Raw genomic sequence first — 11,291 nt, 5'->3', positions numbered from 1 at the left:
CACACCCTGCTCACCAAGCATCGCTAGCCCACCACGATGCAACCACCACTAGAAACCGCCCAACGGCCAACACGGTGGCAGCGGCGGTCAGTCTCGGAAGGTGCCGGACAGGTTGGCGGTGTTGTTGCTGCCCGGGGAACCACTGCCGGCGGTCCGGGTCAGCGGCTTTCCGTTCACCGTGCTGGTCGCGGTCATGTTCCCGCCGCTGTGTTGCAGGGTCAGCCGCCACTCGTGCTTGCCGCCGCCGAAGGGCACCTCGACCGTCTTGCGCCAGGGCAGCTTGACCCCCTTCTCCTCGCTGACCTGCCCGTCCAGGGTGAAGGTCAGCGTGGTGATGACGGCAGAGCCGGTCACCTCCAGCTCCAGCACATGCGGTTTGGCCGCCGGGCTCGCCGAGGTCGGCACCGTGGTCACACTCGTCTCAGCAGAAGCTGGGCCGGCCGGTGGCGCCGGATTCCCGCACGCCGCAAGCAATCCCAGCCCAAGCAACACCCCGACCGATCCACTCCGACACCACGTCACCCGGCAAGCCTGCCCCGCCGTGATCACTCCGGCCAGTCGGCGGCAGCATCCTGCCAGCCCCGCGCTCAGCCGACCCGGCGCCACTCCGCCCGCCCGAGCCGCACCGCCGACCCCGGGAACCCGAGCTGTCCTCCACTGGCCCGCAACGCGCGGTAGCCGCCATCGCCCAGGTCGACCAGGACCTCCAGCTCGCCGCGGCAGTAGGCGCGCAGCACGTGTTCCAGGTCCCGCAGATCCCGTTCGTCGTCCTCGGCGAACTCCATCGCCGCGGAACCGTCCACGTCGAGCAACGCCCCACCCTGCTGCACCCGCAGCACGAGGCGGTGCGGCGTGGGCCCGGTGAGTTCGACCTTGATCACCTGGTCTCCCCGGACCTGGGACCACCGCACCTCGATCCGGTGCACCAGCCCCGCCTCGATGGCATCCCCGACCAGCTCGGTAACCCAGGCCTCAAACTCAACGCTCACCGCCATACCCTAGGCCGAACACCTGGCGATGCCCGCGAGCGGTGTCCACATACTCCCGGACCCGGTGAATCAACCCACCCCGCGACTCGAAGACGAAGCAGTAGTCATTGCGGTAGTGATTGCCGTTGGCCAGCGTCGCCGACAACGTCGCCTCGACGGTCGCGCGTTCACCGTCGCCGTGCAGTCCGTGGAACTCGACGGCCACATCCCGGGTGAAGAGGCCGGGAAAGTCCACGGCGAAGAACCGCACGATCGCCGCCCGCCCCACCAGGTGATGCGTTGCCTTGAGCGCCACCGCGACCGCGTTCTCCGGCGGCGACAACCATTCCGCGTCCGCGGTGAACACGGCGGCGATCCGGTCGGCGTCGTTACTGGCAAGTGCCTGGAAGGCGTTCTGGATGAGGTCCATGCCCGCACTCTCATGGGGTAGGTGGGGCTTTGGTGGATGGGGAGGTGGCTTGGGTTTGGGGGCAGGTTGGGTTGGGGCCCAAGCGGGCTGCTCGGCTGGTCCGGTTTGATCGTGCGGTGCATCGGCTGGCGGCGGGGGTGGGGCGGGTCGCGGCTGAGGGTGGGTATGTGGATCAGTCGCATTTGCATCGGGATGTGGTGGCGTTCAGTGGGGTTACGCCGGTGACGGTGGCTGGCGGGCAATGGCTGGCGGTGGATAATCTGGCTTGGCCAGCACGTGCGGTCGCGCCCGCGGATCCGCTGCCCGGTGGTCGCCGAGATCCTTGAAGTCGCCGGCACCTCCCGCCAGCCTTCCATCACCCGAGCGGTCTCTCCGTTGTGACACAACGACATTCCGCATTCCAGCACCACTTGGGCCAACTGGTACGCCCGCTTGGGCAAAACCGCCGTACCAGTTGGCCCAACTCGCGGAAAAGGTGGTCGCCGCCCCAGGGTTTCTAGGAGCGCTCCCAGACCTCACCGTAGCCAGCTTCGGCGGGGCCGGTGGGGTCGCTGGCGGTCAGGAGGAGGTCGACGAGTTCGGGCAGGGTGCCGTCGACGGACCAGGTGCGGACCCACTCGGTGCCGGTGCGGCACAGGCAGACCACGGCGGCGGCGTCGTCCGCGCACACGTACAGCGCGTGCACCACGGTGACGCCGCAGCGGTCCGCGCTGATCCGGTGCAGGGCGTACTCAGGTGGACGGTCGGGGTTGTCCCGCTGCCGCACCGTCCAGCCGTGCTGGGGCGGGGCGAGCAGGCGGCGGATGTGTGGGTGGCGGTGGTGCAGACGGTCCGTGGCGGTGGTGGCGGTGGGATGGGTGATTACTGGTGTCACCTGAGTGAATTTTGCTCGGGTTCGGGTCAGTTCTCTTGTCAGAAAGCGAGCGGGAATGGGAAGTGCCGAGACTGAACGGTGTCGGATGGCTACTTGAAAAATGTGATTGACCTTGTACAACCCTGAACGGAGCTAGCGGTTCCGCCTGATCCGCGGGTATTCATGTGGGCCGGAGGTGGCGAGAATGAGCTTGTCGAGCCGGATGCTGCTCGGCCGGGCCGCGGAACTGGACCGGATTGATCCGTTGCTCGACGAGGTTGTCGCCGGGGCCGGGCACGCGGTGCTGCTCGACGGCGATCCCGGGTGCGGCAAGACCGCGTTGCTCGGCGCGGTGCTGGAATCCGCGCTGCACCGGGGAATTCAGCTGCTCTCCGGGTGTGCGGAGGAGATCGAGCAGCATCTGCCGTTCGCCGCGGTCTCCGGCGCGCTGGACCTGCGGACCTCGGCCACCGACTGGCGGCGGGCCTCGATCGCGCACCAGATCCGGCATGGTGGGCGGCTGGCGGTGCCGGTGGCCGACCGGGAACTGGTGGTGGTGGAGTCGATCCTGTCGCTGCTGGACGAGCTGTGTGTGGACGGGCCACTGGCCCTGGTGGTGGACGATCTGCACTGGGCCGACACCTCCAGCGTCCAGGTGCTGCACCAGGTGGGCAAAGCCTTGCGGGACCTGCCGGTGCTGTTGATCGGGGCGGCCCGCTCAGTGCCGCGCACCCCGGCGCTGGAACAGTTGCGGCGCAGCCTGGTCAGCCGGGGCGGGGCACTGGTGTCGGTGGGTCCGTTGCCCGCGGCCGCGGTGCGCGAGCTGGCCGAGCAGGTGCTCGGGGCGAGTGTGGGGCCGGTGCTGCTGGAGCTGCTGGGCACCGCGGGCGGCAATCCGTTGTACGTGCGGGAGCTGCTGGACGGGCTGCTGCGGCACGCGGGCATCGTGATCACCGGCGGCATCGCGGAAGCCACCGTGTGCCGGGTGCCGGGGTCGCTGAGCGCGGCCATCCTGGACCGGCTGGACTTCCTCACCCCCCAGACCACCGAGGTGCTCGGGGCCTGTGCGCTGCTCGGGTCCGGGCACACCGTCACCGAGATCGCCGTGGTCACCGGACAGTCGGTGCCGCACACGACTGCAGCGCTGGCCGACGCGGTGGCCGCCGGGGTGCTCATCGTCGAGCAGGACCGCCTGGTCTTCCAGCACGACCTGATCCGGCAGGCCCTGCACGACGCGATGCCCGCCCCACTGCGCGCCGTGCGGCACCTGGAGGCCGGGCTGGCACTGGCGAGTGCCGGGGTCACGGTGGAGCGGGTGGCCGAGCAGCTCACCGCGGGCGAACCCTCCGGCGACGCCCGGGTGCTGGCCTGGCTGAGCGAGTACGCCGAGCAGCTCGCGCTGCGCATGCCGGAAACCGCGGTGGCGTTGCTGGGCACGGCCACCGCGCTGGGCGATCCGGCCGACCCGCTGCTGGCCCGGCTGCGGGTGCACCTGGCCTGCGCGCTGATGCGCTGCGGGCAGGTCGGCGCGGCCGAGGACCAGGCCCGCCGCGCCTTGGCCGCACGACCCGAACCCGGGGACGAGTGCACGTTGCGCTGGCTGCTGGCGCACGCGCCCTACGCGGACGGCCGGCCCGACCTGGCCCTGGCCGAGATCCGGCACGCGCTGGACTCCCCCGCGGTCTCCCCGCTGGAGGCGACCCGGTTCCGCGCCTTCGCCTCGGTGGTGCTGTTCACCCTGGGCGAGTTCGGCCGGGCCGAGGGGTACGCGTGGGAGGCCGAGCGACAGGCCCGCGAACTCGGCGACACCCGGTCGCTGGTGGACGCCTACGAGACCCTGGCCGTGGTGCACCGACTACGCGGGCACAGCCAGGACGCGATGGACTTCACCGCCCGCGCGCTGCGGCTGGCCCCGGCCGCGGAGATCACCGGGGACCGGCTGATCGCCCTGCACCTGATCCGCGCCTACGCGCTGCTCGAACTCGGCCGGGCCGAGGACGCCGAGGCCGAGACCGGGCTGGCCCGCCGGATCGCCGAACAGCGCTGGGGCACCCTGGTCGCGCAGTGCCAGCTCGATCGCGCGGTGGTGTTGCTGGCCTGCGGCAACTGGGACGACGCGCTGGCCGAGGTGCGCTCCGGACCGGAGCCGGACGAGCGGTGGGAGGCGCTGCCGCTGCACAGCCTGGCCGCGATCATCGAGGCGCACCGGGGCAACCTGGCCGCCGCCCGCGGTTACCTGGACGCGGTGGCGGGCACCGTGCGCACCACCACCGGGGCGCCCTTCTACGAGTTCCTGCCGCTGTGGGCGCACAGCCTGGTCGAGCTGTGCGAACGCGGTCCGCAGGAGTCGTTGCGCCGGTTCCTGGCCACCGCCGACCGCGGGCTGACGCCGAAGATCCGCGCCTCGCTGGCCTGGCTGTTCCCCGGACTGGTCAGTCTGGCCCTGGACTCCGGGAACCAGACACTGGCCGAGCGGCTCACCGCGGACATCCGGGTGCTACTCGGACCCGGTTCCGGCGCGAGCCTGCACGCGGTGGACCAGCACTGCCAGGGGTTGCTGCACCAGGATCCGGTGGCGTTGCGGGAGGCGGCCCGGCTGTACCAGGGCACCTCCTGGGTGCTGTTCCGTGCCCGCTGCGATGAGGACCTGGCCGCGGTGCTGGCCGCCACCGGTGAGCCGGCCGCCGCCAGGGCGCCCTTCGACGCCGCTTTGGCGGTGTACCTGCGGCTGGGCGCGGACTGGGACGTGCACCGGGCCGAGTCCCGGCTGCGCGCGCACGGCGTGCACCGCGGCGCCAGGGGCGCCCGCAGCAGACCGAAGACCGGCCTGGTGAGCCTGACCGAGACCGAGCGCCGGGTGGCCGAGCTGGTCGCGGCCGGGCTGTCGAATCCGGCGGTGGCCGAACGGCTGTTCGTCTCCCGGCGGACCGTGCAGTTCCACGTCTCCAACATCCTGGCCAAGCTCGGCCTCAGTTCCCGGGTCGAACTGGCCGCGTTGCTCGCCCGCGAACCCGAAGGCACCGGGTAATCGTCTCCCAGGTCAAGTTACCGGCGAGTAACCCGCAACCTGGCCAGTGTTTCACCTCGCCCGCTGACCGAACCTTTCTCACATTCCGGGTTCGTTTACTCAGTCGTCAACAATCACCGAGGCCACCCTGTGCTTCCCGCGTCACTGGCGGAACTGCTGGATCCCTTCGTCGCCGAGACGAGCGAGTCGATCTGGCGAGAAATGGTGGCCAGGCCACCGATGTGCACCCTGCCCGACTCCACTTTCCTGCGCGAAGGAGCGCGGCTGCTGATCGAGTTGTTCATCGGCGGCATCCGGGACGGCAGGCCGCCGGGGCCGGAGCGCCTAGAAGTCTGCTGGTCGCTGGGCCGCAGGCTTTACCACCACGAGGTGCCGGTAGAGGTGGTGCGCTGCTGCCTGGCGGTGGCCACCAAGGTGGTCTGGCAGCACGTGGCCGAGGTGAACGCGGAGCAGCAGCTCAACGCCGCCGCGGTGGCCCGGCTCGGTGTGCAGGTGCTGGACTACATGGACGAGGTGGCCACCGAGGTGGTCACCGCGTACAAGGAGACCGCGGCCCGGGTCAGCGACCGGCTGCGCTGCCAGCGGCAGAAGCTCCTGGACGCGGTGCTGACCGAGGATTTCGCCGGGTCGCCGCTGGTCAAGGAGCTGGCCGAGACCAACGACTGGCCGCTGCCGGGCACCATCGCCGCGGTGGCGCTGGCCGATCCGGGGGTGGGCCAGAACCGGTTGCTGATGCTGCCGCCGGATGTGCTCATCGACGTGGACCGCAGGCGGCCGGTGCTGCTGGTGCCCGATCCGGATGGGCCGGGGCGGGCCGCCCAGCTGGCCAGGACCTTGCGCGGGTGGACCGCGGCGGTGGGGCCGACCGTGCCGCTGCACCAGGCCGGGCAGTCCCTGGGCTGGGCCCGCGATCTGCTCGCGGTCACCACCGTGGACGCCGGCCTGGTGCACTGCACTGATCATCTGAGCACGCTGATGTTGTTGCGGGACAAGGATCTGGCCCGGTTGCTGGTGCGCACCCGGCTGGCCCCGCTGCTGGCGTTGCGGGCGGACAAGCAGGAGTTGCTGGCCGAGACCCTGTTGCACTGGTTGCAGAGCGGGCACGACACCGAGTCGGTGGCGGCCAGGTTGTACGTGCACGCGCAGACCGTGCGCAACCGGATCCGGCAGCTACGGACACTGTTCGGCCCGGCGCTGGAGGAGCCGAGGGCACGGCTGGAGCTGATGATGGCCCTGTCCGCGCGGAAACTGCTGCCCGCTCACCGGGACTGAGCCCGTTGCGGGGCGCGGACCGGGGTCAGCACCGCGCGGGCGATGGCGTCGGAGTCGGCCAGGATCACCGAGCCCACGCCTGGCCGCACCCCGGCGGCGGTGGCCCAGTGCACGCCCTCGGTGGGCACGCCATAGGCAAACCGCCGGGGGTGCGGCCGACCGTCGGAACCGACCACTCGGTAGGGACGCGTGGTCACCGCGAGTCCGCCGCAGGGCACCGGGCCGGCGGCCGGGTCGGGGATGCGGTAGGGCTGGGCGCCGCCGGTGGCGATCAGTTTGCGCAGCAGCGGATCTCGGGTGCGGCGCAGGTCGACGTCGGGGACTCTGGCCTCGATCAGGGTGGTGGCGGTGACCGGTGGCTCGGGGATGGTGGTGGCGTCGACGAGGAAGCCGTGCCCGGCCGGGCGGACCCGCATGCCGGGTCCGGTGAAGCGCAGCACCCCGGCCTCGGCCAGGGCGATCATCTCCTCGATCCGGCTGGCGGGTGGGCCGATGGAGAGGTAGGCGTTGAACGGGGTGAACCACTCGGCCAGTTCGCGCTGGTAGGACTCGCCGGTGAGGCCGCCGTGGTCGACCAGCAGCCGGATCTCGTTGCGCAGATCGCGCAGCACGTCCAGCGCGGCCTTGAGTGGTCCGGCGACGTTGCCCAGTCTGGCTTGGGTGACGTCGGCGCGGAGGTGGTCGAGTAGCCAGAGTTCGAAGTCGGCGCGGCCGGTGAACCACCGGCCATGGTAAGGGCGGGCCAGCCGGTTCCAGTCCCAGCGTTCGCCGGGTTCGATGCCGTAGCGGGCGGGGAGTTCCGGGTCGCGGGTGGCGGTGAACTCGGCCAGGAAGTCCGCCGCCCGCCATTCACCATCCTTTGTGGACAGCAGGGCGTGGTGGTAGACGGCGCGCACCTCGGCGTCGAGCAGCGGCCAGATGTCGGTGCCGAAGCTGAGGCCGCCGCGACGGCGTAGCCCCGCGATGACCTCTTCGGTGAGGAACAACGGCTGGTGCCTGCCGAAGGCGCCCTTCTGGTTCTCACCGCGGGCATGGTAGGGCAGGCCGCGGCGGGATCCCGCGTACAGCACGGGTTCCGCGCCACTGGGGTGGTACTTCAGCCCACCGGCGGTGGACTCGAACCGGCCGCCACGGCCCTGGGTGAGCAGGGCCAGGTAGTCGCAGCAGTTCAGGCCGAGTCCGCGCACCGCCACTACCTCGCCCGGCTGGATGCCGGAGAGGTCGGCGTCGGCCGGGTTGGCCGGGGGCAGGTAGCCGAGGCCGTGGGTGCGGGCGTGCCGGGTGAGCTGGCGTTGACCGGCGGTGGGCACCACGTCGGTGTGGCCCTGGGCGAGCACCACCGCGTCCAGGCCACGGAGGCGGCGGCCGTCGTGCAGGGTGACCGACTGCCGTCCGCCCGGTTCGTCGGCCAGGGCGACCGCGGTGGCCCGGTGCACCTGGACGGTGACCTCGGCGGGTGCGGTGGCCAGGATGTGCTGGAAGACCCATTCCAGGTAGCGGCCGCACTGGGCGCGGGTCGGGTAGTCGTCGGGGCCGAGTGCGCCGCCTGCCCACTCGTACAGGCTCGGGCCTTCCTCGACGGGTCCGGCGCAGGGCACGCTGGCGTCGGTGAACAGGCTGACCTGGGCGGCCACCGTGTTCATCAGCAGCCCCGCGGACTGGTCGCTGCGCCACACCGCGCCCGCGCCCGGCGGGTAAGGGTCGACGACGTGCACCTCCAGCCTGGTGCCGAGGGCGCGACTGTTGGCGCACAGGCGTTCCAGCACCGAGGTGCCGCGGGGTCCGGCGCCGACGACGCAGACCACCGTCACCGGTGCGCCCCGAGGCGTTCGCGCAGCACCCGCTTGAGCACCTTCCCGGTGACCCCGAGCGGCACCTCCCCGGCGGTCACCGCGCGCGCCCGGTGCACTGGCGGAAGGTGTTCCGCGGTCAGCACCTCGTTCACCCACTCGGTCAGATCCTGTTGCGGGGCAAGGCCATTGGCGAACTGGAGCAGGGCGTGCGCCTCGCCGTTGTGGCCGATGACCGTGCACTCGCGCAGTTCCGGGCGGGACTGGAGCAGGAGTTCCTCGGTGCTGGTGCTGAGCACGGTCCCGGCCGCGGTGCGGATGGCGTCGGGTTCGCGGTCGTGGTGGTAGAACTCGCCTTCGGGGTCCTGGTGCACCAGGTCGCCGGTGAGCCAGTAGCCGCCGAGCTGCTGGCGGTGCCAGGTGCCGGAGTCGTTCCAGTAGCCGGGGGTCAGGGTCGGGGTGCGCACGCCGAGCCTGCCGACCTGTCCCGGCGGCAGCGGCGAGCCGTCCTCGCCGAGCACCACGGCCTGGGCGAAGCCGAGGGGTTTGCCGATCCGGCGGCCGAATCCGGTGTCGCCGGGCCGGTGGGTGACCAGGAACAGCACGTAGCCGATCTCAGTGGAGCCCAGGCCGTCGTGGAAGAGCGAGCCGGGCACCTGGCGCAGGGACGGGCCGGGTCCGGAGACCATGTGGTTGCCGTGCGCGGTGAGGGCGCGGATGTGGGTTTCGTGGGCGGCGTCGCCGGTGTTGTACCAGGCGCCGATGCCGGAGAGGTCGTGCGCGTCCAGGTCCAATGTGGACAGTTCGGCGTAGGTGCTGGCGAAGGCGAAGACCGCGCCGGGCTGGAACTCCTTGATCCCGGCGAGTACCGCAGCGCCGCCGCGGTCGCTGGACAGCAGGACCGGGACGCGCAGCAGCAGGGCGGACAGCAGCACCGAGATGGTGGCGTTGTGGTTGCCGGGCAACGCGACCAGGCGGCGGCCCTCATCACCGTTGTCGCCAAGGCGGATCCGCTCCAGGGGGGCGAGCAGCAGGGTGCGGTGGGTGTGCGGGACGGCTTTGGGCACGCCGGTGGTGCCGGAGCTGTGCGTGATGATCACCGGGTCGTCCGGGTGGTGCCGCCAGGGGTAGTCGGCGGGCAGGTGTTCGGCGTCCTCGGGGCGGATCTCCTTGCCGGAGTGGACAAAACCCAGTCCGGTGAGGTGTTCGTGGAGGTGTTCGGCGGCCAGTGCGCCGACCGCGTCCTGGCGGTCGAGGTAGGCGCGCAGGGTGGCCGCGGGCAGGTCGGCGTGCACCAGGGAGGGGATCGCGCCGAGTGCGGACAGGGCGAGGAAGTGGAGGGCGTACTCGGTGCTGGAGCCGGTGATCACCGCGACCACATCCCGTGGACGCACGCCGTTGTGGTGGTGGAATCCGGCGCAGGCACGCACCGCCTGGTCCAGTTCGCCGAGGGTGAGCATTTCCGGGGTGCTGCCGTCGGGGGCCTGCCAGGTGCGGTCGGTCCACAGCACCTGTTCGTCGGGGTTGCGGCCGTGTGCGAGCAGGCGGTGCAGCACGTTGCCCGCGCCCAGCAGGCCGTCGGCGCTGATGCTGGCGCGTTCAAGCTCAGTGATCATGTTGGGGGGACTCGCTTTCGGCGATGTGGATCTCGGGTTCGTCGGTGTACTCCGGCAGCGGCGAGGGCCGGGAGGTCAGGTGGAACCGGGCCGGTGTGCCCGGTTCCACCCGGACTCCGTTGCGGGCCAGGGCCAGCAGCACCGCCAGCCGGGTGATCCCGGGTGGCATGGTCACCGTGGCGGTGACGCCGCGCACCAGACCGCGGCGGGCCAGGTAGCCGGCCAGGTCGAAGACCCTGGCGCGCAGGTCACCGTCCACAGTGGACACTCAGCCGATCAGCGCGGGCAGGGCGGCGGGCTGGTGGTCGCGGCCCATGGCGGCGGCGATGGTGCGCAGTTCGGCGGCCAGCGCGGCGAAGGCGTCCAGGTCGAGGGACTGCGGCCCGTCGGAGAGGGCCTCGGCCGGTCGTGGGTGCACTTCCACGATCACCCCGTCGGCGCCGGCGGCGAGTCCGGCCCTGGCCATCGCGGGCACGTAGCGCACGTGCCCGGTGCCGTGGCTGGGGTCGACGATGATGGGCAGGTGGGTGCGTTCGCGCAGCACCGGGATGGCGTTGAGGTCCAGGGTGAACCGGGTGGACTGCTCGAAGGTGCGGATGCCGCGTTCGCACAGCACGACCTGGTCGTTGCCATGCGCGAGGAGGTATTCCGCGGCGTGCAGCCATTCCGCGACGGTGGCGGCCATCCCGCGTTTGAGCAGCACGGGTTTCCCGGCCCGGCCGAGTGCGGCGAGCAGGGCGAAGTTGTGCATGTTCCGGGCGCCGACCTGGAGCACGTCCACGACCTCGCTCATCGCGTCCAGGTCGGCCACGGTGAGGATCTCGGAGACGATCGGCATGCCGATCTCGGCGCGCACCTCGGCCAGTGCGGCCAGGCCTGCCGCGCCCAGGCCCTGGAAGCTATACGGGGAGGTGCGTGGTTTGAACACGCCGACCCGGAACATCGACGCCCCGGCGGCGCGGACCGAGCGGGCGGTTTCCACCAGCACGTCGGGGTGTTCGGCCGAGCAGGGCCCGGCGATGGTCACCGTGGCCGGGCCGCCGAGGGTGACCCCGCCGACGGTGACGGTGCTGTCGGCGGGCTGGAAGTCCCTGGAGGCCAACGGGAGCACGTGTCCTTCGGCGAGCACGGTCTCCACTTCGGACAGTGCGGCCAGTGCGGCGGCCAGGCGGGTGCCGGATTCCGGCCAGGCGACCAGCAGGTGCCGGTCAGCCAGCGCGCGGCAGGCGGCGCGGGCGCCGAGGGCGTGCACCCGGTCGAGCAGGCGGGTGAGGGCGGGTTCGTCGAGGCCGCGGCGGGTGAGGGCGAGGCAGTTGGTCAACGTGGTCAGCCCC

Annotated in this window: 10 protein-coding genes; 2 read left to right on the top strand and 8 right to left on the bottom strand. The window is 71.5% G+C overall.

The window, feature by feature from the left end; all coding sequences use genetic code 11:
• Positions 1-87 precede the first annotated feature (87 nt).
• The 4 genes from MZC64_RS44075 to MZC64_RS44060 all read right to left on the bottom strand — a co-directional run bounded on the left by MZC64_RS44075 (position 88) and on the right by MZC64_RS44060 (position 2,272).
• Complete coding sequence (locus tag MZC64_RS44075) at positions 88-414, bottom strand: hypothetical protein (RefSeq protein WP_247765493.1); 327 nt, start codon at positions 412-414, stop codon at positions 88-90.
• Positions 415-587: 173 nt separating this feature from the next.
• Positions 588-989, bottom strand: a complete 402-nt coding sequence (locus MZC64_RS44070) for a hypothetical protein (protein ID WP_247765492.1) — start codon at positions 987-989, stop codon at positions 588-590.
• Positions 979-1,398, bottom strand: coding sequence for a nuclear transport factor 2 family protein (locus tag MZC64_RS44065; protein ID WP_247765490.1), 420 nt, complete (start codon positions 1,396-1,398; stop codon positions 979-981). Before MZC64_RS44065 ends, MZC64_RS44070 begins: the two co-directional genes overlap by 11 nt.
• Before the next feature lie 496 nt (positions 1,399-1,894).
• Positions 1,895-2,272: a hypothetical protein gene (locus MZC64_RS44060; RefSeq protein ID WP_247765489.1), complete on the bottom strand. Its 378-nt coding sequence runs from the start codon at positions 2,270-2,272 to the stop codon at positions 1,895-1,897.
• Positions 2,273-2,456: 184 nt separating this feature from the next.
• Here MZC64_RS44060 and MZC64_RS44055 point away from each other — a divergent pair, with 184 nt between their 5' ends.
• Positions 2,457-5,279, top strand: coding sequence for an AAA family ATPase (locus MZC64_RS44055; RefSeq protein WP_247765488.1), 2,823 nt, complete (start codon positions 2,457-2,459; stop codon positions 5,277-5,279).
• 129 nt (positions 5,280-5,408) lie between these two features.
• Complete coding sequence (locus MZC64_RS49010; protein ID WP_247765486.1) at positions 5,409-6,551, top strand: helix-turn-helix domain-containing protein; 1,143 nt, start codon at positions 5,409-5,411, stop codon at positions 6,549-6,551.
• On the opposite strand, the gene MZC64_RS44045 is transcribed toward MZC64_RS49010, so the two are convergent.
• The 4 genes from MZC64_RS44045 to aroF are packed head-to-tail and all read right to left on the bottom strand — an operon-like array spanning position 6,539 to position 11,278.
• Positions 6,539-8,362, bottom strand: a complete 1,824-nt coding sequence (locus tag MZC64_RS44045) for an FAD/NAD(P)-binding protein (RefSeq protein WP_247765485.1) — start codon at positions 8,360-8,362, stop codon at positions 6,539-6,541. The two genes, MZC64_RS49010 and MZC64_RS44045, sit on opposite strands and share 13 nt — an antisense overlap.
• On the bottom strand, positions 8,359-9,957 hold the full coding sequence (locus tag MZC64_RS44040; protein WP_247765484.1) for a class I adenylate-forming enzyme family protein: 1,599 nt from the start codon (positions 9,955-9,957) through the stop codon (positions 8,359-8,361). Before MZC64_RS44040 ends, MZC64_RS44045 begins: the two co-directional genes overlap by 4 nt.
• The gene (locus MZC64_RS44035; RefSeq protein ID WP_247765483.1) at positions 9,947-10,225 is read right to left on the bottom strand and encodes a hypothetical protein; all 279 of its coding nucleotides are present in this window, start codon (positions 10,223-10,225) and stop codon (positions 9,947-9,949) included. The genes MZC64_RS44040 and MZC64_RS44035 overlap by 11 nt, the downstream gene beginning before the upstream one ends.
• Positions 10,226-11,278, bottom strand: a complete 1,053-nt coding sequence (gene aroF, locus MZC64_RS44030; RefSeq protein WP_247765482.1) for a 3-deoxy-7-phosphoheptulonate synthase — start codon at positions 11,276-11,278, stop codon at positions 10,226-10,228.
• Positions 11,279-11,291: the final 13 nt, after the last annotated feature.

It is taken from the genome of Crossiella sp. S99.2, from assembly GCF_023094165.1.
In the GTDB taxonomy this organism is placed as follows: domain Bacteria; phylum Actinomycetota; class Actinomycetes; order Mycobacteriales; family Pseudonocardiaceae; genus Crossiella.
This window is presented reverse-complemented; position numbering and strand designations above follow the sequence as displayed.